Below are 21334 nucleotides of genomic sequence, written 5' to 3' on the forward strand. Positions count from 1 at the left end.
GCCGCGCCGGCGTCGACCGCGATCGCTCAGCCCCGGGCACGCACCGTCGCCCGGGCCTGGGCCAGCACCTTCTCGCCCCGGCAGGTGGCGCTCAGGTCCAGCACCGTCCGGCCGTCCTCGGTGACCTCGCGCACGGTGGCGCTCACCTGGATCTCGGTGCCCTCGTCGTCGTCGGGCACCGCCACCGGCCGGGTGAACCGGACGTTGAAGTCCAGCACCGCGTCCGGCGCGCCCGCCCACTCGGTGACGGCGCGGCCGACCAGCGCCATCGTGAACATGCCGTGGGCGATCACGCCCGGCAGGCCGACCCCGGTGGCGAACCGCTCGCTCCAGTGGATCGGGTTGAAATCCCCCGAGGCGCCCGCGTAACGGACGAGGTCGGCCCGGGTGATCCGGTACGTCCTGGGCGACAGGTCCATCTCAGCCCTCCCCGCGGACGACGAGCTTGGACCAGGCGGTGACCACCGGCTCGCCGGTCACCGTGGTGATCTCGGTGCGGGTGGTCAGGAAGTCGTGCCCGCCGCGGCTGGTGATCTCCTCGATGGTGCTGGCGCACACCAGCTCGTCGCCCGCCACGATCGGGCGGGTGTAGGCGAACCGCTGGTCCCCGTGCACCACCCGGCTGTAGTCCACGCCCAGCTCCGCGTCCTCGACGACCTGGTTCCCGGATGCCATCGACACCACGAACGGGAAGGTCGGCGGCGCCACCACGTCGGGATGGCCGAGCGCCCGGGCGGCCTCCGGATCATGGTAGGCCGGATCGGTGGCGCCGATCGCCACCGCGAACTCGCGGATCTTCTCCCGGCCCACCTGATAGGGCGCGGTGGGCGGGTAGCTCCGCCCGGCGAAGGAAGGGTCCAAGGGCATGACCGCGAACCTACACGGGCGCCGGACACGCCGAACGCCGCCCCGGGCGCGTGCCGGGGGCGGCGTTCGTAGGCTGCGGAGCCGGCCTGGGGCCGGCGCGGCGTCAGCGGGTCTCGCGGTGCAGGGTGTGCTTGCCGTCCCGGGGGCAGAACTTCTTCAGCTCGATGCGGTCCGGGTCGTTCCGGCGGTTCTTGCGCGTGATGTAGTTGCGCTCCTTGCACTCCACGCACGCCAAAGTGATCTTTGGACGGATGTCGGTCGCCTTGGCCACGGCGGGGCGCCTTCCTCGCTAACGGTATTTACTACGGCGTGCCAGCGTAGCCGAGAGTCACGCGGACACGCAAAGCGGGCGCCTGTGGCGCCCGCCGCATCGGGCCGCCCGGGGCCTCGCGGTCCGAGCGGTGGAATCCGCCGGGATAGGCCCGGCGCCCGAGAGTAGCGGTGGCCGGACTTGAACCGGCGACACAGCGATTATGAGCCGCTTGCTCTGCCATCTGAGCTACACCGCCGTGAGCGGGTCCGACTGAACCCTCTGAGCCCCCTTACGGAATCGAACCGTAGACCTTCTCCTTACCATGGAGACGCTCTGCCGACTGAGCTAAGGGGGCCTGCGCGATCTCCCGGGAGACGCGCAGAGGTAAGAGTACACGGCGCCGCGCCGGAGGTGAAATCGGATCCCCGGCACGCCGGGCCGACCCCGGACAGCGGGTCGTCAACCGGATGACCGGCTCGTTTCCCGGCGCACCGTCAGGCCCGGTCAGGGCACCGCGCGCAGCCGGCGAACGTCCGCGGCGGTCAGCGGCTCCGGCTCGGCCTGGGCCTCCACCCAGGCCGCCAGCCGCTCGTACGGCAGCGGCCGGCTGAACAGGAAGCCCTGGGCTATCTGGCAGCCGATGTCCTGCAGCAGCTCGAGCGTCAGCTCGCTCTCCACGCCCTCGGCCACCACGGCGAGCCCGAACTGCTGGGAGAGCGTCACCACGGCATTCACGATGGCCAGGTCCACCGGGTCGGTCGCCATCCCCTGCACGAACGACCGGTCCACCTTGACCTCGTGCACCGGCAGCCGCCGCAGGTAGGACAGCGAGGCGTAGCCGGTGCCGAAGTCGTCCACCGAGAGCCGCACCCCGATCTCGCGCAGCCGGTGCAGGATCGGCAGCGGCCGCTCGGTGCCGTCCAGCACGCCGGACTCGCGTACCTCCAGGGTGAGCCGCTCGGCCGGCACGCCGTACTCGGCCAGCAGGCCGTCCACCAGGGCCGGGAACTGCGGGTCGGCCAGCGTACGCGCGGCCACGTTGACCGCGATGTTGAGCGGCTGCCGCCCCTGCGGCCAATCCCGGCTGCGCCGCAGCCCCTCCCGGAGCACCACCTCGGTGAGCCGGCCGAGCTGGCCGGTGTGCTCGGCCACCGTCACGAAGTCCTCCGGCGCCACCGCGCCGTGCGCGGGGTGTTCCCAGCGGGCCAGGCACTCCACCCCGACGAGCCGCCGGTCGTGCAGCGTCACCTTGGGCTGGAAGTAGACCTCCAGCTCATCCTGGTCGAGCGCGCGGCGCAGGTCGGTGGCCAGGCTGAGCCGGTGCATCGACCGGGACTCCAGCACCGGACTGAACAGCTGGATCCCGCCGGGCACCGCCTTGGCGGCGGTGGCGGCCAGGTCGACCCGCTGCAGAAGAGCGTGCGGGTCGTCACCGTGATCCGGATGCAGCGCCACCCCCACCACCGTGTCGACGTCCAGGGTCAGCTCGCCGAAGACCATCTGGTCCCGGATCTGCTCGCGCAGCCGCCCCGCCAGTTCCAGCGCGGCGTCCGTGTCGGCGAGCCGCAGCAGCACCAGGAACTCGTCGCCGCCGATCCGCCCGACGAGCGCCGACGCCGGCGCGGAGCCGCGCAGCCGGTCGGCCACCTCGACCAGCACCTGGTCGCCGGCCGCGTGCCCGAGCGTCTCGTTGACCCGGCGCAGGTCGTTCACGTCAAACAGCAGGATGGCCACCACCTCGCCGGGGGCCCGGACCTGCACGGCGTCCCCGAGCGCCGCGGTCATCCGCCGGCGGTTCGGCAGCTTGGTCAACCCATCGTGGTACGCGTCGAAGCGCAGCCGGTCGACCAGGCGGGAGTTCTCCGGCGCCACCGCCGTGTGCGCGGCCACCGTCTCGAAGACGGGCACGTCACCGGGGCGGAAGTGCCCGATCTCGCTGAGCCCGTTGACCACCTCCAGCGTGCCGATCACCGCCGAGCCCGACCGCAATGGCACCACGAGGGCGTCCTTGACACCGGTGCCGCGCAGCCGGGTCCGGAGCCCGTCCTCGTCGGCCAGCCGGCTGCCGATGGCCAGGGTGCGCCGCTCGCGGATGGCCAACTCCCGCACGGTCGGCGGGATCGGCGCCACGTCCAGCAGCCCCGAATCGTCCACCCGGGCCGACAGCAGCACCTCCGGGTGGCGACCCTGGGCAGGCAGCCACAGCGTCGCGTACTCGGCCTGCATGAGCGCACGAACCCGGCCGAGCATGGCGTCGACCAGCGTGCCGTCCTGGCCCCGCTCGGTCATCACCCGGGTCAGCTCGTACATGTTCTCGAGCGTGCGGTGCTGCCGCAGCGACATCGCGTACGAGCGGTAGACGAGTCCCAGGGCCGCGGCCAGCGCCGCGAGCGGCAGCAGCGACCACCAGGTGGCATCAACGGCCAGCAGGATGACGAGGCCGACGGCGGTGTTGAGCCCCGTGGTGACCAGCACCAGCCGGGCCGAGCCGAGCACCTCCCGGCCGGCCTGCCAGCCCTGCACGAGACTGATCACGCCGCAGACGGCCGAGAGACTCACCAGCTCGTAGACGGCCAGCGCCACGCAGAGCACGCCCCAGGCGACCGGACCGACGCCCGAGTGCCCTGGCAATCCGGTCAGCACGAGGCCGGCCAGCGAGATGGCCGCCGCCGAGTGGGCGACGTTGAACCACAGCTTTACCCGGCTCATCCGCCGGCGGAGCTGAATCATCAGGGTCGCGCACATGACCAGCACCACGACCAGCAGCGCCGGCAGATAGTGCAGCGCGACGACGATCGGGATCTCGGTGATGGAGATGGTGACTGCCTGCCGCCGGACGACGAGGTTGAGCGTCGGAATGCCGGCCAGCACCAGCGCGGTCAGAAGCCCGAGCAGCAGGATCAGGTGGGTGGCCAAGGTCGACTGCGTCCAGTACTCGGACGGTGCGGGGTTGAGCACGCCGAGCAGGACGCAGGCCAGCACGGCCACGACCGCGAGCGGGCCAGTGATCAGCCAGGCAAGGTCCGACTTCCGCCGCGACGACGTACGGGCTCGCATCGGCCTCCCGTCTGCCGGGGCCCGTCCACGTCCGCCGGCTGAGCCAGATCGAGGGTTACGGGATGAGTAGGGCGCCGAAGCTGGCGCTCCAGTCGATCCCGAGCAGCATTGGCGTATCCGTCGCAAAGGCGGCCAATGCCACGATTACCGCGAGTGCCATGGTGACGCCGAGGATTCGGCTAAGCCGTCGAGTACACATCGATGGCTCCTATCAAGGTGCTGAGCGAGGGTGTGGAACACACGGTGGAGGTTCCATGATGGTGCCACAGTGGAAACGCGCCGCAAAGCCGGAGCGGCCCTGCTTCGCAGTCATGGCGGAGACTTCAGCCCGTTCGGCAGGTACGGTATCCCCCAGCCGGACCCATTACCTTTAAATTCGGCTTAGCGGACGGTTGGCCAAACAGCAAGATCACATCTAAGTAACAAGAAGCTTAAAGGGTCGCAACGCCGTCAAATCCTTTCATGAACGACGGTGCGGACCCAGTGCGCCTTTGGTAGAAATCGGGCAGCCGGTCGAACCCTCGCCGGTGTGGCCGGCGAGCGGCCGCGCCGATCAGCCGGCATGATGACCCGCATGGTGGATCCGGACGCCCAGACGCGCGCCGACCTGGAGACGCTCCTTCCCGAGGAGGGCTTCCGGCCCGAGTGCTACCGGCTGTACGGCGGGGAGGGCGTGGGCCACTGCTACGTGATCGACCACGCGCCGGCCGGCTGGGAGGTCTACTACAGCGACTCCGGCACCAAGGCGAACCTCAAGGTGTTCCCCACCGAGGCCGGCGCCTGCAGCGACTTCCTGGCCCGGCTGCGCCTGGACCCCAGCACCCGGCACGACTGACGCCCGTCAACCGGCCTGGCCGCGGTCGCGGGGCGGGACCGGATCGTCGTACACGCCGGACGGCCCGGAGTAGCGCGCACCGTGCTGGTACGGCGTGGCGTTCGCGACGCACCCGTGCAGGCCCAGCGTCTGTTGCTGCATCACCGGCGCCGGCCGGTTGGGTCCCGGGCACCGCTCGTGGCCCAGGCCGAGGCGGTGCCCGACCTCGTGATTGATCATGTATCGCCGGTAGGTGGCCAGGTCGGCCCCGTAGCCCGGCACCCCCTTCATCCAGCGGGCCACGTTCAACACCACCCGGTCCCGGTTGCGGCAGGAGGTGTACCCGTCGGGGGCGCCCCGGCACAACCGGTCCCGGGTGCCGGGGGTGACCAGAAAGATGGTGAAGTCGGCCGGTTGGTTCCAGCCGACCCGCAGCAGCCGTAGCCGGCCCCCCGCCGTCCAGCCCTGCGGGTCGTGCAGCGCGCCGGCCACCTCGGCCGCGAAGTCCGCCACGGTCAGGCCGCGGATGTCCTGCTCGACCAGCACCCGGTAGCGCAGCAGCCGCCCCCGGCCCGGCCCGGCCGGCGACTCCGGGCCGGCGCCGTGCCACCGGTTCCCGCCGGCGGCCGGATAGCTGATCGCCACCGGCGCGTACCGGGCCGGTCCCGGCCGGGCCAGTTCCGGCCGCCCGACCTCCGGCCAAGCGGGGTCCGGCCGAGCCGGGGCCGGTCGGGCCGGCTCGGGCCGCGCCGGCCCGGCCGCCGCGGCGGCCGGAACCGCCGGCGCTTCCCGCTCGCCGGTGGCCGGTTGGCCGCCGACCGGGGTCGGTGGCTGGCGCACCGCCGGCGCCGCCCGGTCGCCGGCTGCCCGGTGCTCCGCCGCCGGTCGCGAACAGCCGCCGACGGCCGCGCCCAGCAACAGGGCCAGCAGCGGCAGCAGGGCACGGCCGCGCGACCGGGACCGGTCCGTGGTCGCTTTCCTCATGTGTCTCCCCCCGCCGGGCGGCTCGCATCGGTGCCGCGCATTGAGGAAGACGAGTGACCGCGGCACAACGTTGTCTTTACCCAGCTTCGAGGCTTCGGACGGCACGGCTCGGCAACCGTGAGTGGACGCTCGGGGCGGGTGGCGGCATTCGCCGGGACCCGCCGAGAGAGATACCGGAATTCGTAGGCCGACGGCAACGGCCCCGGTCGGCATCTGGTGCCGATCCGGGGCCGCAGCCGCACCTGGTGGCGGGTGAAGGATTCGAACCTTCGTAGCTTTCGCGACGGATTTACAGTCCGCTCCCATTGGCCGCTCGGGCAACCCGCCAGGGCGTGCCACCACGCCAAGGCGCGGCGGCGACAGCAAGAATAGCGGTTGTCCCCGCCGCCGGCGCAACCGGGTACCGTCGGCTGGATGTGCCGCCCGCGGGGCGGCCGTAGACCCACCCAGACACCGACTCCGGGAGCATGATCATGGCAGCGAACCCGTCGTTCGACATCGTGAGCAAGGTCGACCGGCAGGAGATGGACAACGCCCTGCGCCAGGCCGAGAAGGAACTGGGTTCGCGCTTCGACTTCCGGGGTACCGGCGCGCAGATCTCCTGGGCCGGCGAGGAGGCCATCACCATCCAGGCCGAAACGGAGGAGCGGGCCAAGGCCGCGCTGGACGTCTTCAAGGAGAAGGTGGTCAAGCGGACCATCTCGCTGAAGTCGCTGGACTGCGGCGAGCCGCGCCAGTCCGGCAAGGTCTACCGGATCGACTGCAAGGTCATCCAGGGCATCGCGTCCGACAAGGCCAAGGAGATCAGCAAGAAGATCCGGGACGAGGGGCCGAAGGGGGTCCAGGCGCAGATCCAGGGCGACCAGCTCCGGGTGACCGGAAAGAAGAAGGACGACCTGCAGGCCGTCATCGCGCTGCTCAAGGGCGCCGACTTCGACGTGGCCCTGCAGTTCACCAACTACCGCTGACCGGCGGCTCGGAGGTACGCCGGGAACGCCGGGCGTGCCTCCGAAAAGCCTGCCGCAACCTAGGCGCGGTCGGTGGCGAGCGCCCGCTCCTGGCGTACCGTCGCGGTTTCCTCGGCCCGGGCGATCGGACCCGCTGGCCGCGCGGCCACCCCGGCCGCGACGGCGACCGCGGCGCCGGCGAGCAGGAACGCCCACGGGACGCCGCCGGGCCGGTCCACGACCACCCCGGCCAGGGCGCCGCCGCCCGCGCTCGCGCCGACCGACACGGTCACCACCCAGGTGTACGCCTCGTTCAGCATGCTGCCCGGGGTGATCCGGCCGACCAGGTTGTTCTCCAGGGTGAGCGCGGGCGCGATCGCTCCGCCGCCGACCGCCAGCGCGAGCCCGAGGGCCAGCGGTCCCGGCATCAGGGCAAATACGGCAAAGGTGGCCGCCACGGCCCCGAGCAGCCAGCCGAACCGGCGGGTCATGTTGGCCGCGGCGGGCCGGGTGCCGAACCAGAGCCCGCCGAGGGCGCTGCCCACGCCCCAGATCCCGAGCAGCACCCCGGCCAGGCTCTCGCCGTCGCCGCCGGAGTGCGCGTCCGCGAAGGCGGGCACGGTGACGCCGGCGGCGCCGAACGCGATGCCGAGCCCCGCCACGCAGACCAGCAGCGCCGAAAAGCCGGGGATGCGCAGCGGGCCGAGGCCCTTCGCGCGGGCGTCCCCGGGCTGCGGCCGCCAGCCCCGCATGGCCCGGCCGAGCGCCACCCCGAGCGTGCCGACCAGGGTGACCGCGGCCGCGCCGAGCAGCGCGGCCGACGCGTCCGCGACCAGCACGAAGCCGGCCACCAGCAGCGGGCCGAGCACGAAGACCAGCTCGAACAGCGACGTCTCGGCGGCGATGGCGGCGTTGCGCAGCCCGGACCGGCCGGTGCGGGGCTCGGTGAGGCCGTTCCAGGCGCCCCGGATGGCGGCGGTGAGCGGCGGGAAGGTGGACCCGGCCAGCGCGGCGGCCACGTCGATGAGCCCGGCGGCGCCCGCGCCGCCCCGGCTGGCCGCCAGCAGGCCGACCAGCGCCAGCGGGTGGGCCACCCCGGTCACCAGCAGCACCGGCGTCGGGCCGGTCCGGTCCGCGATGCGGCCGGCGATGGGGCTGAGCGCCGCGCCGGCCAGCGCGTAGCAGCCGCCGGCCACCGCCGCGAGGGAGTACCGGCCGGTGACGTCCGCCACGACCAGCAGCAGGGCCAGCGGCGTCATCCCGATGCCCAGCCGGGCCACGATGCCGACGACCAGCAGCATCGGCGCGCCGGGAATGCGCCAGACGTCGAGGTACGGACGGAACGCGGCCACGGCGAAGCCTCCGGGTAAGGATCGGGGATCTGCCTCGACCCTAACGCCGGGTGGACAACCGGTCAGCCGACTTTCCACCCGATGAACACGTGTCCCCCGGCACAGCGCTGGCTTGGCGCCCCGGCACAGCGCTGGCTTGGCGCCCCCGGCACGGCGCTGGCTTGGCGCCCCCGGCGCGGCGCTGCCCCGCCGGCCCGGTCGGCCGGCGGGGCAGGGCGGCTCAGCGCAGGTACTGGATGGGGCCGTTGTTGCCGGCCAGTTGCTCCAGCCGCCGTACCCGCTCCTCCATGGGCGGGTGGGTGGAGAAGATGGCCGCGAGACCGCCACCCCGGAACGGGTTGTCGATCATCAGGTGCGCGGTGCTGGTGAGCTGCCGGTCGGCCGGCAGCGGCAGCCGCTGGGTACCCATATGGATCTTGCGAAGGGCGCTGGCCAGCGCCATCGGGTCCCGGGTCAGCTCGGCGCCGGAGGCGTCGGCCTGGTATTCCCGGCTCCGGCTGATCGCCAGCTGGATGACCGTCGCGGCGATCGGGCCGAGGATCAGCATGGCCAGCAGGACGGCGGGGTTCGGACCGTCATCGTCGTTGCTGCCACCGCCGAGCGGGATGAACCACATGAGCTGGGCGAGCGCCGTGATGATCCCGGCCAGCCCGGCGGCCACGCTGGAGATCAGGATGTCCCGGTTGTAGACGTGCGACAGCTCGTGCCCGATCACCCCACGCAGCTCGCGCTGATCCAGGATCTGGGTGATGCCCTGCGTCACGCAGACGGCCGCGTTGGCCGGGTTCCGACCGGTGGCGAAGGCGTTGGGCTGCATGGTCGGGCTGACGTACAGCCGCGGCATGGGCTGGTTGGCGGCCGTCGACAGCTCCCGGACCATCTGGTAGAGCGCGGGGAACTGTGCCTCGCTCACCGGCTGGGCCCCCATCGAGCGCAGCGCCAGCTTGTCCGAGAAAAAGTAGGTCACGGCGTTCATGACCAGTGAGATTCCGACGGCGATGACCAGGCCGGCGCTGCCGCCGAACCAGTAACCGACGCCGAGGATCAACGCGGTGAGCAGGCCGAGCAAAGCGGCCGTTTTGAGACCGTTTCGATGGCTGTGCACGATCACTCCTTCGGTGCGCGGACCGAAGGCCGGCCCGCCAACCGGTGCAACACCCGGCTACCCGTCCATCATCCGGATATAGCTGAGAAATGGCTGAACGACGGTGGTTTGACGGGCCGCTAGCGGGCGACGACGTCCAGCACCAGTTGCGGCGCGAAGCCGATGACCACCGCGACAACGGTGGCGATCATCAGCGCCACGACCACCGACCGTGCCGGCGCGTGCAGCACCGCCGCCGCGGCCGGCTCAGACGCACCCACCCCCGCGGCCGACTCAGACGCACCCACCGCCGCGGCCGGCTCAGACGCACCCACCGCCGCGGACGCGCCGGTCGGCTCGACGCGGCCCGGCCGGAACCAGCCCGCGGCGGCGCCCGCCGGAGCATCGACCGGGAGGGGCGAGTAGAGGGTGGCGGCCACCCGCAGGTAGAAGGCGAGCCCGACGACCGCGTTCAGCGCCACCACGACGGCCAGCCAGCCGGCGCCACCCACCAGCAGCGACCGGACCACCACCACCTTGGCGAACAGGCCGGCCAGCCCGGGCGGCAGGCCGGCCAGTCCCACGAGGGCCAGCACGAAGGCCGCACCGATCAGCGGGTGCCGCCGGGCCGCGCCACGGTAGCCGGCGATCGGGCCGCCATCGGCGTCGGCCGGCCGCAGCGCCACCACGGCGGCGAACGCCGCGAACTCCAGCAGCACGTAGAAGACCACGTACGCCAGGACGGCCCCGCCGAGCGCGGACCCGGCACCGGCGTCCCGGTGCACGGCGAGCGCACCGAGCGGGGCGAGGAAATAGCCGGCCTGGGAGACCGAGGACCAGGCCAGCAGCCGCACCATCCGGGTCTGCCGGAGCGCTACCAGGTTGCCCACGGTCATGGTCAGCACCGCCAGCACGGCCAGCACCGGTCCGGTGATCCGGACCGGCAGCGCGGGCCCGGCGACGCCCCCCGGCCAGGCGTTGGCGGCGACCGCCAGCAGCGCCACGGCGCCACCCAGCTTGGAGGCGGTGGAGAGGTAGCCGGCGATCGGCAGCGGCGCGCCGTCGTAGGTGGACGGCGCCCAGGCGTGGAACGGCACGGCGGCCACCTTGAAGGCCAGCCCCAGCACCACCAGCGCGACCGCGACCGTGGTGAGCGGCAGCCGGGGCGCCGCGCCGCCGGGGTCGAGCGCCGCGGCGAGCCCGTTCAGGTGGATCCGGCCCGTGCCGGCGTACAGCAGCGCGGCGCCGAGCAGCGTCACGGCGGTGGCCACGACGCTCACCACGAAGAACGTCACCGCCGCCTCGGCGCCGGCCCGGATGGTCCGGCGGGCGGCCACCAGCACGTACAGCGGCAGGGTGAGCGTCTCCAGCGCCACGATCAGGGTGATCAGGTCGCCGGCCGCGCCCAGCGCCACGCCGCCGGTCATCGAGCAGGCGAGCAGGAAGCAGTACTCCCCCGCCGGCACCGCCCCGGCGCGCAGCAGCGGCACGGAAAGCGCGAGCACCCCGAGGGTGAGCATCGCGAACAGCGTCGCCACCAGCGCCGAGCGGCCGGTGAACAGGTACGAGCAGGCGTCGCCGGCGCAGAACGTACGGCGGTCGGCGCCGCGCCCGGCCAGCGGCGCCGCCGCCGCCGTGGCCACCGCGCCGGCCGCCGCCGCCAGCACGGTGGCGCCCCACCGGTCGACCGCCAGGTCGACCAGCAGCACCAGCACCGCGGTGCCGGCCGCCAGGTACGCGGGCAGCAGCGCCAGGTGGTCGACGGTCATGGTGACACCGCCGAGAGGAGGGCCCGGACCGGGTCGCCGGCCATTCCGAGCACGAGGGCCGGGACCAGCCCGACCGCCAGCGCCAGCAGCACCAGCGGGGCCCAGGCCAGCCACTCCACCGCGGCCACCCCGGGGCCGAGCCCGGCGACCACCGGGGTGGCGGTGCCGTGGCTGACCCGGCGCAGCAGCCGGAGGAAGTACGCGGCGGTGAGCGCGCCGCCGATCGCGGCCAGCACCGCGAGGGTGAGCCAGAACGGGCCGCCCCGGCGGACGGCCGCGAAGACGGCGAAGGCCTCGCCCCAGAAGCCGGCCAGCCCGGGCAGGCCGAGCGAGGCCACGGCGGCGAACCCGAGCAGGCCGGCCAGCCGGGGGTTGGTCTCGCGCAGCCCGCCCAGCTCGGCCAGGTCGCCGGTGTGCGTGCGGTCCTTGATGCCGCCGGCCAGGAAGAACAGCAGGCCGGTGATGACCCCGTGCGCCACGTTGCCGATCAGCGCGGCCGAGATCCCGGTGGCCGTTCCGGTGGCGATGCCCAGCAGCACGAAGCCCATGTGCCCGACGCTGGAGTACGCGATGAGCCGCTTCAGCTCGTACTGCGCGAGGCAGACCAGCGAACCCACGCCGATCGCGGCCACCGCGAGCACCGCGAGCACCGGCCCGGCCCACCGGACCCCCTGCGGGGTCACCCCCACGCCGATCCGGATCAGCCCGTACGTCCCCATCTTGAGCAGGACCCCGGCCAGGATGACGCTGCCCACGGTGGGCGCCTGGGTGTGCGCGTCGGGCAGCCAGCTGTGCAGCGGCCACAGCGGGCTCTTCACCGCGAAGGCCAGCGCGAAGAGCGTGAACGCGGCCAGCTGGACGCCGTGGGACAGCCCCGACCCGCCGGTCAGCGTCACGATGTCGGCGGTGCCGGCGGCGGCCACCACGGTGAACACGCCGACCAGCAGCAGCACCGAGCCGAACAGCGTGTACAGCGCGAACTTGCGCGCCGCGGCCCGGGCCGCGCCGCTCGGGACGGCCACCCCGACGCCCGAGGGCGACGGCAGGTAGTCGGCGTACCGGCGCGGCATGCCGGCGTCGTCGCCGCCCCACCCGGCGATGACCGCGTACATCGGCAGCAGCACGACCTCGAAGAACAGGAAGAACAGGACCAGGTCGAGGGCGAGGAAGGTGCCGAGGATGCCGACCTCCACGACCAGCAGCAGCGCCACCAGCGACCGCCCGGACCGGCCGCCCGGCGCCTTCGACATGGTGTACGCGCAGCAGAGCAGGGTGAGCAGCCCGGTGAGGACCACCAGCGGGTACGAGATCCCGTCCACGCCCAGATGGAACCGGAGCTGGAGGGCGGGCACCCAGGGCAGATCGAGCTGGTGCCAGGGCAACACGGCGGGCGGCCCGGCGCCGCTGCCGTACCTGAACCAGCCCACCGGGTCCTGCGGGCCCAGCAGCCTGCCGTCGGTGACCACCGGACCGCGTGCCCCGAGCAGCACCGTGATGCCGAAGGTGACCGCCGCGAAGGCCGTACCGACCCCCCGGGCGGCCCGGTCGGCCCGGGCCGGCAGCAGTGCCAGCACGGCCGCGCCGAGCGCCGGCACCGCGAGCACGGCCACCAGCCCCACCTGCCCGCCGCCGATCATGACCCGCTCCCGGGAGGTGGAGGTGTTAAGAGGGGGCCCTTCCTATACCGGCAACGATAAGAAGGGGCCCTTCCTTCGGGTGCGGTCATGCGGCGGCGCCCAGGGTGGCGGCGAAGAGGGCGAGCAGCAGCGCGCCGGCCAGCACGGCCGTGGCGGCCCGGGGCAGGCCGGCCCGGTGCAGCGCGCCCAGCCGGCCGCCGAAGCGGAGCGCGACCCGCCCGGTCCCCTCGACCGCGCCGTCCACCACGCCCTCGTCGGCGCGGCGCACCGCCCGGGCGAGCGCCCGGACCGGACGTACCACGAGGGCGTGCTGGACGTCGTCGAGCCGGAAGCCGGTTGCGAACAGCGACCGGAGCGGGCCCAGGGTCGCGGCCGGATCGCCGGACCGGTCGCGTCGCCAGGCCGCACCGGCGGCCGCCGCCCCGATCACGAGCAGCGCCAGCGGCAGCAGCAGCCCCGGCCCGACGTGGATCAGCTCGGCCCGGCCGACCGGCGCGGCCGGGACGGCCGGGCCGGTGCCGGCGAGGGTGGCCGAGCCGGTGAGCCGGTCGCGGAACCCACCGGCGAAGCCGGCCAGCCCGAGCAGCGCGGCCGGCACCGCGAGCAGCAGGATCGGCCAGCGCATCGACGGCGGCGGGTCATGCGGGTGCGCGGCCGGGCTGCGATTGTCGCCCGCGAAGGTGAGCAGCAGCAGCCGGGTGGCGTACCAGGCGGTCACCGCGACGCCGACGAGCCCGGCCAGCCAGACCAGCCAGCCGACCCAGGCGGCCGCCGGCCCGGCGCCGTGCAGGGCCGCGTCCTGGGCGACCACCAGGATGCCGTCCTTGCTCCAGAAGCCGGACAGCGGCGGCAGCCCGGCCAGCGCGCCGAGACCCACCGCCATCGCCCAGAACGTCGCCGGCATGTTCCGGCGCAGCCCGCCCATGGCCGGCAGCAGCGTGCTGCCCACCGCGTGGATCACCGCGCCGGCGCCGAGGAACAGCAGCGCCTTGAACGCCGCGTGGGTGAGCAGGTGGAACAGCGCCGCGGCCGGCGAGCCGACGGCGAGCGCGCCGGCCATGTAGCCGATCTGCGAGACGGTGGACCAGGCCAGCACCCGCTTGAGGTCGTCCTGCGCGGTGGCCGCCAGCGCGCCCAGCAGCAGCGTCGCGGCGGCCATCACCCCCAGCACGGCGAGCGTCACGGGCGCGGCCAGGAACAGCGGGTAGAGGCGGGTCACCACGTAGATCCCGGCCGCCACCATGGTGGCCGCGTGGATCAGCGCGGAGATCGGCGTGGGGCCGGCCATCGCGTCCGGCAGCCAGGTGTGCAGCGGGAACTGGGCGCTCTTGCCGGCCACGCCGGCCAGCAGGAGCAGGCAGGCCGCGGTGAGCGTGCCGGCGGAGTAGTCGTGCGCCAGCACGTCGGCGATCCGGAAGCTGCCGGCGCCCACCCCGAGCAGCGCGATGCCGAGCAGGAACCCGACGTCGCCCACCCGGGTGACCAGGAACGCCTTCACGGCCGCGGCGGGCGCCTCCGGCAGCCGCCGGTCGTGCGCGATGAGCAGGTAGGAGCAGAGGCCCATCACCTCCCAACCGACCAGCAGCATGACCAGGTCGCCGGCCACCACCACCAGCAGCATGGCCGCGGTGAACAGGCTCACCTGGGCCGCGTACGGGGCGTACCGGTGGTCCACGTCGCCCTCGGCGTCCCGACGCAGGTAGGCGGGCGAGTAGACCTGCACGGCCAGCGCCACGGCCGACACCGCCACCGCCACCAGCGCGGCGGCCGGGTCGAGCCGGAGTCCGAGGGTCACGGCGAGGCCACCCAGGTCGATCCACCGGGTGCCGGCGTCCACCCCGGCGCCGACGGTGGCCAGCAGCGCCACCGAGGCCACCAGCGCCACCGCCGCGCCGGCAACGCCCAGGACCACCGGCACGGTCCGGGACCGGGCCACGACCGAGCCCGTCGGCAGGCCCCGGGGCGACGGCGGCAGCAGGAACCCGGCCAGCGCCACCGCGAACGGCACGCCGGGCAGCAGCGCGCCGAGCAGCACCGAGCGGTTCACCGCCGCACCTGCCCGGTCGACGTCCCGCCGCCCGGCGGCGAGTCGGGGCCGGGCGGCCAGCCCCGGCCCGGGACCGCGTCCCCGACCGGCGCCGCGTCGCCCGACGGCAGGGCATCGCCGTCCGGCAGGGCGTCGCCGTCCGGCAGGGCGACCACGTCCGGCGGCGGGCCGTCCAGGCGCACCGAGTCGACCGCCACGTCGGCGCGCAGCCGGTAGAGCTGCAGCACGATGGCCAGCCCCACCCCGACCTCCGCGGCGGCCAGCACGATCACGAACAGCGTGAACACCTGCCCGCCGGCCGGCACGGCGGCCCGGACCGTGGTGTCGGCGGTGACGAGGATCAGGTTGACCCCGTTCAGCAGCAGCTCGACCGCCATCAGCAGCAGCACCGCGTTGCGCCGGCGCAGCACCCCGTACGCGCCCAGCCCGAACAGCAGGGCGGCCGTGACGTACGGGATGACGGGCCTCACCGGTGGCGGCCGATCTCGGGCCGGGACACCACGATGGCGCCCACGAGGGCGGCCAGCAGCAGCACGGAGAGCACCTCGAACGGCAGCACCCAGCCACGGAAGATCTCCGCGCCGAGCCGCTCGGCGGTGCCGGCCACCGGGCGGGGCACGCTGGACCAGCGGTACGCGTCGATCAGCAGCCCGGTCAGGCCCAGCCCGGCGCCCCCGCCCACCAGGGCGGCGGCCCAGCCGGGCCGGTCATGCTCGGTCGACGCGCCGATCGGGGCCCGGGTCAGCATGGCGGCGAACAGCAGCAGCACCACGATGGCGCCCACATAGATGAGCACCTGCACCCAGGCCACCAGCTCGGCGCCGAGCACCAGGTAGAGGCCGGCCACCGCGCCCAGGCAGACGACCAGGTGCAGGCCGGCCCGGACCAGGTGCCGGGTGGTCACCACCAGGGCGCCCGCGCCGACCGCCACGAGGCCGAGGGCCAGCAGCAGGACGTCCGAGCCGGTCATCCGGCGCCGTCCGGGTCGGCCGGCCGCTCGGGGCGTACGGCCGGGGTGGCCGGATCGGTCGCGGGCCGGGACGGGTCTGCGGTCCTGCCCCCGGCGGTGGCCCTCCCCCCGGCGGCGGGCCGGGCCGGGCCGGTGGCCTTGCGCGCGGCCGCGGTCTCCTCCTTGGCCGGCTCGCCGTTGCGGTCGTGCGCCGGCGGGGGCGGCACGGTGGCCATCCACTCGCCCAGGTGGTCCTTGTCGTGCAGCAGGTCGCGGATGTCGTACTCGGCGTACTCGAACTCCGGTGACCAGTAGAGCGCGTCGAACGGGCACACCTCGATGCAGATGCCGCAGTACATGCAGAGCGAGAAGTCGATGTCGAACCGGTCCAGCACGTTGCGCTGGCGGGACCGGGCGGCCCCGGGGACCTCGACCTCCTCCTTGTGCGAGTCGATGTAGATGCACCAGTCCGGGCACTCCCGGGCGCAGAGCATGCAGACCGTGCAGTTCTCCTCCAGTAGCGCGATCACGCCGCGCGACCGGGGCGGAAGCTCGGGCTGCACGTCCGGGTACTGCTGGGTGTGCGATGGCCGGACCATCGTCTTCAGCGTGATCCCCAGCCCCTTCGCGAGTCCTTCTCCCGGCACACCCATGCCGTTCATCCTGCCCTCTCCGCGCGGCGCGCGCGACCACCCCCCGCCGGTTGCCGGCGGTACGCTGGCGGGCGGGGAGAACGAGCACACCGGGAAGGACCGACCGATGACCGCCGCGTTGCAAGGTGACCCGCCGCCGGATGGCGGCTGGACCACCGATGACCTGGACGCGCTGCCGGAGGACGGCCGCCGCCGGGAACTACTCGATGGAGTGCTGCTCGTGTCCCCCTCCCCCACCATGGTTCACCAGATAATCGCAGGCCGCCTGATGGTGGCCCTGGAAGAGGACTGTCCCGACGACCTTGCCGTCGGTCAGGCCGTCGAGATAAGGATCAGTCGCAAGCGCTCCTTCATTCCCGACGTGCTGGTGGTCACCGCGGTAGCCGCCGAACGGCGACCGGCGAAGTTCGAACCGCATGAGGTGGTGCTGGCCGTCGAGATCGTCTCCGAGGGCTCCCAGGCCATGGACCGGCTCACGAAGCCCGGCCTCTACGCCAAGGTGGGCATCCCGTTCTACTGGCGGATCGAGATCGAGGACGGCGAAGTGGTCGTCTACACCCACAAGTTGGATCCGGTCGATGAGCTGTACACGCAGACCGGGCGGTGGACCAAGTTCGTCGACACCGGTGAGCCGTTCCCGATGAACCTGTCGATCGCCCGGCTCCGGCCCCGGCACCTGTAGCCGTGCTCGACGGGCCCTCGATGGGCTCGTCGCGTCGGGGGCGGCGGTCACGCGGGCGGGAGCATCTCCACGCCAAGCTGCTGGAGCACCTGGAACAGCTCGTTGACGCTCCACACGTCGCTGATCCGGCCGTCCCCGTCGAGGCGCAGGAACGTGGCGCCCGAATAGCTCACCAGCCGACCGGTGGGCGGCACCGGTCCGAACCGGCCGCGCTGGGTGCCGGCGGCCCGCCAGCGCAGCGCCACGCGATCGGCCGAGGCCACCACGTCGACCAGCTTGTAACGCAGGTCCGGGAACGCGCCCCGGCGGTCCCGGTGCCAGGCCAGGGTGGCCTCCGGGCCAACCCCACCAAGGCCGGGGCAGTCGGGCCCGATCAGCTCGTACGCCGACTCCTCGCGCCCGCCGTTCCACACGTCGGCCACCAACCGGCGACCCACCGTCTCCGCGTCCAGCACGGCGAGCAGCCTAGTGCGCCGGCCGCTGCCCCGGAGCGGCCGGATCGACGCCGAGCCGAGCCACCGACGGCGGCCTACAACGCGATCCGGACCGCCGCCGTGAGCACGAGCTGGCCCAGCGACAGCGGCACGAGCACCAGCCAGCACAGCCGCTGCAGCTGGTCCTCGCGCAGCCGGGGGTAGGAGACCCGGAACCAGATGATCACGAAGGCCACCGCAAACAGCTTCAACAGCGTCCACAGCCAACCGAGGTAGTCGTCCCCGAACGGTCCCCGCCAGCCGCCCAGGAACAGCACGGTGGTGAGCGCCGCGATGACCACGATCCCGACGTACTCGGCGAGCAGGAAGAAGGCGAAGCGCAGACCGGTGTACTCGGTCAGGTAGCCGAACACGAGCTCCGAGTCGGCGATCGGCATGTCGAACGGCGGCCGGCGGATCTCCGCCAGCCCGGCCACGAAGAACACCACCAGGGCCGGGGCCTGCCAGAGCAGCCACCACGGCCGCCACGCCTCGACGATGCCGGGCAGGCTCAGCGTGCCGGCGGCCATGGCCACGCTCGCGGCCGCGAGCACCAGCGGCAACTCGTACCCGAGCAGCTGCGCGGCCCCGCGCAGGCCGCCCAGCAGGCTGTACTTGTTGGCCGAGGCCCAGGCCGACATGAGCACGGCGACCACGCCGATGCCCACCACGGCCAGCACGAAGAACAGCCCCACGTCGAGCGGCTGAGCGACCAGACCGTGCGGCCCGAGCGGGATCACCAGCAACGCCAGCAGGTACGGCAGCAGCGCGATCACCGGCGCCAGCCGGAACACCGGCCGGTCCGCGCCGTCGGGCGTGACGTCCTCCTTCTGCACGAACTTGACGCCGTCGGCGATGAGCTGCGCCCAGCCGTGGAAGGCGCCCGCGTACATCGGACCGAGCCGGCCCTGCATGTGCGCCATCACCTTGTGCTCGGCCTGCCCCACCACCAGCGGCAGGGTCAGGAACGCCGCCAGCACGCACACCACCCGCAGCGCCAGTTCCAGCCAAGCCGGCATCAGGACCGCTCCCCCCGGTCGGCCGATCCGCCCGGATCGGCGGACGGCGGCTCGCCCGCGGACGGCGGCTCGGCCGGGGTCGCCGACGCGCCGGAGGCGCCGGCCGGCCCGGTCGTGGGCGCCGACGGGTCCGCGGGCGCGCCAGCCGGGTTGACCGCCACGTCGCCGCCGGGCGGCACTGGCCGGTCGGCCCGGGTCGGCCGCTCGGGGCGTACCGCCCGGTCCGCCGGGCCGGGACGGGCGGGCCGGTCCGGACGGGCGGCGCCGGGCCGTCGGGCCGGGCCGGCCGGCGCGGCGGGCAGCCCCCACTCGCCCGGCGCCGGTACGCCCGGCGGCCGCATCGGCTGCCGGCGGGCCACCCCGGCCTCCGACTCGCCGGGCTCCTTGGCGCCCGGCCACGGCTTCGCCACCCGGGACGCCAGCACGAACTCCTTGCGCAGCGGGTGGCCCTCGAACTCCGGCGGCAGCAGCAGCGGCGCCGGCGCGGGCCGGCCGGTGAAGCCGATCCCGAACATCTCGTACGTCTCCCGCTCGTGCCAGTCGGCGCCCGGGTAGACGTCCAGCACGGACGGCACCTCGGGCGCCTCCCGGGGCACCCGGGTCCGGATCAGCAGCCCGTGCCGGTGCCGGGTCGACCACAGGTGGACCACCACGTCGAACCCGTCCGCCAGCTCGTCCACGGCGGACAGCCAGTCGAAATAGTCGAAGCCCAGCTCGGGCGAGTCCCGGGCGGCCAGCAGGGCCGCCCGCCACCGATCCACCGGTACGTCCACGGTGGCGCGCGCGTACGCCTGGCCACCGGACGTACCGGCGCGGGTCGTCCCCTCCGGCGCGGCGAGCGCCGCGACCAGCCGTTCGCCGATCTCGTCCGGGGTCATGCGTCGATCCTAGGGCCCGTCGAGCGCGGGCAGCCAAGGCCCGAAGAGCTTCGCCACCTCGTCCGCGATCTGCTCCACGGACCGCTCCCCGTCCACCTCGATCACCGGCACGCCCAGCGCCCGCGCGGAGCGCGCCGCGTCCTGCGCCAGCAGCCGATCCCGGGCCAGCCGGTTGCGCTGCGCCCGCTCGGGGTCGCTGGTGGGTGCCGAGATGGCGCCGGCGCGGGGCAGCTCGCGGGCCTGCCGCAGCTGGAACTCGGGCGTGGGCACCATGACCACCATCCGTCCGGGCGGCGCGACGGCCGGCACCACGAGTTCCGGCCGCAGCCCATAGCCCTCGGCCAGGATCGGCCGGCCGGAGACGAGCGCCCGCAAATCGTCCAGCACCCACTCGAAGCCGGCGGCGAAGTCGGCCAGCACGTCCGCGGCCATCCTCTCGGGGGGGCCGGTCACGAACATGGCCTCGAAGTCGCGGGCGAAGGTGGTGCCGGCGCGTACCGCCCGGGCGATCCGCCGGTCCTCCCGGCCGCGCGCGTCGGCGTAGTCATAGTGGTACGCCGTGAGGCCGTGCCGGTGGGCGAGCAGGTTGGCCACTGTCGATTTGCCGGCCCACTGGCCGCCGCCGATCCAGAGCGCGTTGCCGAGGGTGCCGAAGGGGTCCCAGGTCATGGCCCGAGGGTGCGCCGCCGGGCCGCCAAGATCAAGTCTTGTTCTTTGCCCGCCACGGTGGTTAATTGGACATTGGAGGGGTGAAGCGCGCGGTACGCGGGAAAGATGACGGCGTGCGCGCCATCACGATCACCCCGGGTACGGCCCACTCGCTGCGGCTCGACGAGGAATTCCCCGAGCCAGACCCGCGGGAGGGCGCCGTGCTCGTCGAGGCGCTGGCCGTCGGCATCTGCGGCACCGACCACGAGATCATCGACGGCCAGTACGGCGAGGCCCAGCCGGGCAGCGACGTGCTGGTGCTCGGCCACGAGTCGTTGGGCCGGGTGCTGGAGGACTCCACCGGCACGCTGCGCCCCGGTGACCTGGTGGCCGGCATCGTCCGGCACGCCGACCCGGTGCCCTGCCCCAACTGCGCGGTCGGCGAGTGGGACATGTGCCGCAACGGTCGCTACACCGAGCACGGCATCAAGGGGCTGCCCGGCTTCGCCCGCGAACGGTGGCGGATCGAGCCGTCGTACGCGGTGCCGCTGGACCCGGCGCTGGAGCAGGTCGGCGTGCTGCTCGAGCCGACCAGCGTGGTGGCCAAGGCATGGGACCACATCGAACGGATCGGCCGGCGCGCCACCTGGGAGCCGCGGACCGTGCTGGTGACCGGCGCCGGCCCGATCGGGCTGCTGGCCGCGCTGCTCGCCGCCCAGCGGGGGTACGACGTACACGTGCTGGACCGGGTCACCGGAGGGCCGAAGCCGGGCCTGGTGCGGGCGCTCGGTGGGTCCTACCATTCCGACCTCGCCGACCTGGACTTCGAGCCGGACATCGTGGTCGAGTGCACCGGGGCGCCGGCCCTGGTGCTGGACAGCATGTGCCGGGCCGGCAACAACGGCATCGTCTGCCTGACCGGCGTCTCCAGCGGCGGCCGCAGCATCGACTTCGACGCGGGAGCGCTGAACCGCGCGCTGGTGCTGGAGAACAACGTGGTCTTCGGCTCGGTCAACGCCAACCGGCGGCACTGGCAGCTGGCCGCCGAGGCGCTCAGCAAGGCCGACCCGGGCTGGCTGTCCTCGCTCATCACCCGCCGGGTCCCGGTCGCCGACTTCGCCGCGGCGTACGAGCACGCCGACGGCGACATCAAGGTGGTCCTCGACTTCACGGCCTGAGCCCGCCGCGCCGCACCGAGCCGCCGTCACGCCGGCGGCCCGT

20 protein-coding genes, 3 tRNA genes and 1 pseudogene are annotated in these 21334 nt (G+C 73.7%); 4 read left to right on the plus strand and 20 right to left on the minus strand.

The features are described 5' to 3' along the window. Positions 1–26: 26 nt before the first annotated feature. The 6 genes from ACFFHU_RS01380 to ACFFHU_RS01405 form a co-directional block, all read right to left on the minus strand. Positions 27–419, minus strand: a complete 393-nt coding sequence (locus ACFFHU_RS01380) for a MaoC family dehydratase (protein WP_377334796.1) — start codon at positions 417–419, stop codon at positions 27–29. Between the two features lies 1 nt (position 420). Beyond that, positions 421–867, minus strand: coding sequence for an FAS1-like dehydratase domain-containing protein (locus tag ACFFHU_RS01385; protein WP_377334797.1), 447 nt, complete (start codon positions 865–867; stop codon positions 421–423). Between the two features lie 103 nt (positions 868–970). Beyond that, entirely contained in the window at positions 971–1138 is a 168-nt protein-coding gene (gene rpmG, locus ACFFHU_RS01390; protein WP_095563668.1) for a 50S ribosomal protein L33, read from the minus strand. A gap of 165 nt (positions 1139–1303) precedes the next feature. Next, positions 1304–1376 (minus strand) — tRNA-Met (locus tag ACFFHU_RS01395). 26 nt (positions 1377–1402) lie between these two features. After that, positions 1403–1475 (minus strand) — tRNA-Thr (locus ACFFHU_RS01400). A gap of 149 nt (positions 1476–1624) precedes the next feature. Further along, complete coding sequence (locus tag ACFFHU_RS01405) at positions 1625–4177, minus strand: putative bifunctional diguanylate cyclase/phosphodiesterase (protein WP_377334799.1); 2553 nt, start codon at positions 4175–4177, stop codon at positions 1625–1627. A gap of 574 nt (positions 4178–4751) precedes the next feature. Between ACFFHU_RS01405 and ACFFHU_RS01410 the strand changes: the two genes are divergently transcribed. Next, positions 4752–5012, plus strand: a complete 261-nt coding sequence (locus tag ACFFHU_RS01410; protein WP_377334801.1) for a hypothetical protein — start codon at positions 4752–4754, stop codon at positions 5010–5012. A 6-nt stretch (positions 5013–5018) separates the two neighbouring features. On the opposite strand, the gene ACFFHU_RS01415 is transcribed toward ACFFHU_RS01410, so the two are convergent. Together ACFFHU_RS01415 and ACFFHU_RS01420 are read right to left on the minus strand one after the other, a co-directional pair. Then, the gene (locus ACFFHU_RS01415) at positions 5019–5975 is read right to left on the minus strand and encodes a DUF3152 domain-containing protein (protein WP_377334803.1); all 957 of its coding nucleotides are present in this window, start codon (positions 5973–5975) and stop codon (positions 5019–5021) included. 243 nt (positions 5976–6218) lie between these two features. After that, positions 6219–6302 (minus strand) — tRNA-Tyr (locus ACFFHU_RS01420). 146 nt (positions 6303–6448) lie between these two features. Here ACFFHU_RS01420 and ACFFHU_RS01425 point away from each other — a divergent pair. Further along, a complete protein-coding gene (locus tag ACFFHU_RS01425) occupies positions 6449–6943 on the plus strand; it encodes a YajQ family cyclic di-GMP-binding protein (RefSeq protein ID WP_377334805.1) in 495 nt (164 codons plus the stop codon). A gap of 59 nt (positions 6944–7002) precedes the next feature. Here ACFFHU_RS01425 and ACFFHU_RS01430 read toward each other — a convergent pair whose 3' ends face one another. The 8 genes from ACFFHU_RS01430 to ACFFHU_RS01465 all read right to left on the minus strand — a co-directional run bounded on the left by ACFFHU_RS01430 (position 7003) and on the right by ACFFHU_RS01465 (position 16422). Beyond that, a complete protein-coding gene (locus tag ACFFHU_RS01430; RefSeq protein ID WP_377334807.1) occupies positions 7003–8274 on the minus strand; it encodes an MFS transporter in 1272 nt (423 codons plus the stop codon). Between the two features lie 220 nt (positions 8275–8494). Beyond that, positions 8495–9379, minus strand: coding sequence for a zinc metalloprotease HtpX (gene htpX / locus ACFFHU_RS01435; protein ID WP_377334809.1), 885 nt, complete (start codon positions 9377–9379; stop codon positions 8495–8497). Between the two features lie 119 nt (positions 9380–9498). Beyond that, the gene (locus ACFFHU_RS01440) at positions 9499–11127 is read right to left on the minus strand and encodes an NADH-quinone oxidoreductase subunit N (protein ID WP_377334811.1); all 1629 of its coding nucleotides are present in this window, start codon (positions 11125–11127) and stop codon (positions 9499–9501) included. Continuing rightward, positions 11124–12764 carry a complex I subunit 4 family protein gene (locus ACFFHU_RS01445; protein WP_377334813.1) on the minus strand — a complete coding sequence of 547 codons (1641 nt, stop codon included), beginning with the start codon at positions 12762–12764 and terminating at the stop codon, positions 11124–11126. The genes ACFFHU_RS01440 and ACFFHU_RS01445 overlap by 4 nt, the downstream gene beginning before the upstream one ends. Before the next feature lie 85 nt (positions 12765–12849). Then, entirely contained in the window at positions 12850–14811 is a 1962-nt protein-coding gene (locus tag ACFFHU_RS01450; protein ID WP_377334815.1) for an NADH-quinone oxidoreductase subunit 5 family protein, read from the minus strand. Continuing rightward, positions 14808–15281 (minus strand): NADH-quinone oxidoreductase subunit NuoK, encoded by a 474-nt coding sequence (gene nuoK, locus ACFFHU_RS01455; RefSeq protein ID WP_377334817.1) that lies wholly within the window; start codon positions 15279–15281, stop codon positions 14808–14810. Before nuoK ends, ACFFHU_RS01450 begins: the two co-directional genes overlap by 4 nt. Further along, entirely contained in the window at positions 15278–15781 is a 504-nt protein-coding gene (locus ACFFHU_RS01460; RefSeq protein WP_377334819.1) for an NADH-quinone oxidoreductase subunit J family protein, read from the minus strand. Before ACFFHU_RS01460 ends, nuoK begins: the two co-directional genes overlap by 4 nt. Continuing rightward, the gene (locus ACFFHU_RS01465) at positions 15778–16422 is read right to left on the minus strand and encodes a NuoI/complex I 23 kDa subunit family protein (RefSeq protein ID WP_377334821.1); all 645 of its coding nucleotides are present in this window, start codon (positions 16420–16422) and stop codon (positions 15778–15780) included. Before ACFFHU_RS01465 ends, ACFFHU_RS01460 begins: the two co-directional genes overlap by 4 nt. Before the next feature lie 97 nt (positions 16423–16519). Between ACFFHU_RS01465 and ACFFHU_RS01470 the strand changes: the two genes are divergently transcribed. Beyond that, complete coding sequence (locus ACFFHU_RS01470; protein ID WP_377334823.1) at positions 16520–17095, plus strand: Uma2 family endonuclease; 576 nt, start codon at positions 16520–16522, stop codon at positions 17093–17095. Positions 17096–17142: 47 nt separating this feature from the next. Here ACFFHU_RS01470 and ACFFHU_RS01475 read toward each other — a convergent pair whose 3' ends face one another. From ACFFHU_RS01475 to ACFFHU_RS01490, 4 genes and pseudogenes are all read right to left on the minus strand, one after another. Continuing rightward, positions 17143–17550 (minus strand): ester cyclase, encoded by a 408-nt coding sequence (locus ACFFHU_RS01475; RefSeq protein WP_377334825.1) that lies wholly within the window; start codon positions 17548–17550, stop codon positions 17143–17145. Positions 17551–17624: 74 nt separating this feature from the next. After that, complete coding sequence (locus tag ACFFHU_RS01480; protein ID WP_377334827.1) at positions 17625–18587, minus strand: complex I subunit 1/NuoH family protein; 963 nt, start codon at positions 18585–18587, stop codon at positions 17625–17627. 281 nt (positions 18588–18868) lie between these two features. Further along, positions 18869–19465, minus strand: a pseudogene (locus ACFFHU_RS01485) (NADH-quinone oxidoreductase subunit C); the annotation flags it as partial. A 9-nt stretch (positions 19466–19474) separates the two neighbouring features. Beyond that, entirely contained in the window at positions 19475–20134 is a 660-nt protein-coding gene (locus ACFFHU_RS01490; RefSeq protein ID WP_377334829.1) for a hypothetical protein, read from the minus strand. Positions 20135–20247: 113 nt separating this feature from the next. On the opposite strand from ACFFHU_RS01490, the gene ACFFHU_RS01495 reads away from it, so the two are divergent. Continuing rightward, a complete protein-coding gene (locus ACFFHU_RS01495; protein WP_377334831.1) occupies positions 20248–21291 on the plus strand; it encodes a glucose 1-dehydrogenase in 1044 nt (347 codons plus the stop codon). Positions 21292–21334 lie beyond the last annotated feature (43 nt).

Source organism: Plantactinospora siamensis, from assembly GCF_042434095.1.
Classification (GTDB): domain Bacteria; phylum Actinomycetota; class Actinomycetes; order Mycobacteriales; family Micromonosporaceae; genus KBS50.

What these genes read in the sequence shown, in the direction of transcription:
- ACFFHU_RS01380 (WP_377334796.1), bottom strand. Translation starts at nt 419, where the DNA reads ATGGACCTGTCGCCCAGGACGTACCGGATCACCCGGGCCGACCTCGTC.
- ACFFHU_RS01385 (WP_377334797.1), bottom strand. Translation starts at nt 867, where the DNA reads ATGCCCTTGGACCCTTCCTTCGCCGGGCGGAGCTACCCGCCCACCGCG.
- ACFFHU_RS01405 (WP_377334799.1), bottom strand. Translation starts at nt 4,177, where the DNA reads ATGCGAGCCCGTACGTCGTCGCGGCGGAAGTCGGACCTTGCCTGGCTG.
- ACFFHU_RS01410 (WP_377334801.1), top strand. Translation starts at nt 4,752, where the DNA reads ATGGTGGATCCGGACGCCCAGACGCGCGCCGACCTGGAGACGCTCCTT.
- ACFFHU_RS01415 (WP_377334803.1), bottom strand. Translation starts at nt 5,975, where the DNA reads ATGAGGAAAGCGACCACGGACCGGTCCCGGTCGCGCGGCCGTGCCCTG.
- ACFFHU_RS01425 (WP_377334805.1), top strand. Translation starts at nt 6,449, where the DNA reads ATGGCAGCGAACCCGTCGTTCGACATCGTGAGCAAGGTCGACCGGCAG.
- ACFFHU_RS01440 (WP_377334811.1), bottom strand. Translation starts at nt 11,127, where the DNA reads ATGACCGTCGACCACCTGGCGCTGCTGCCCGCGTACCTGGCGGCCGGC.
- ACFFHU_RS01445 (WP_377334813.1), bottom strand. Translation starts at nt 12,764, where the DNA reads ATGATCGGCGGCGGGCAGGTGGGGCTGGTGGCCGTGCTCGCGGTGCCG.
- ACFFHU_RS01460 (WP_377334819.1), bottom strand. Translation starts at nt 15,781, where the DNA reads ATGACCGGCTCGGACGTCCTGCTGCTGGCCCTCGGCCTCGTGGCGGTC.
- ACFFHU_RS01465 (WP_377334821.1), bottom strand. Translation starts at nt 16,422, where the DNA reads ATGAACGGCATGGGTGTGCCGGGAGAAGGACTCGCGAAGGGGCTGGGG.
- ACFFHU_RS01470 (WP_377334823.1), top strand. Translation starts at nt 16,520, where the DNA reads ATGACCGCCGCGTTGCAAGGTGACCCGCCGCCGGATGGCGGCTGGACC.
- ACFFHU_RS01480 (WP_377334827.1), bottom strand. Translation starts at nt 18,587, where the DNA reads ATGCCGGCTTGGCTGGAACTGGCGCTGCGGGTGGTGTGCGTGCTGGCG.
- ACFFHU_RS01490 (WP_377334829.1), bottom strand. Translation starts at nt 20,134, where the DNA reads ATGACCTGGGACCCCTTCGGCACCCTCGGCAACGCGCTCTGGATCGGC.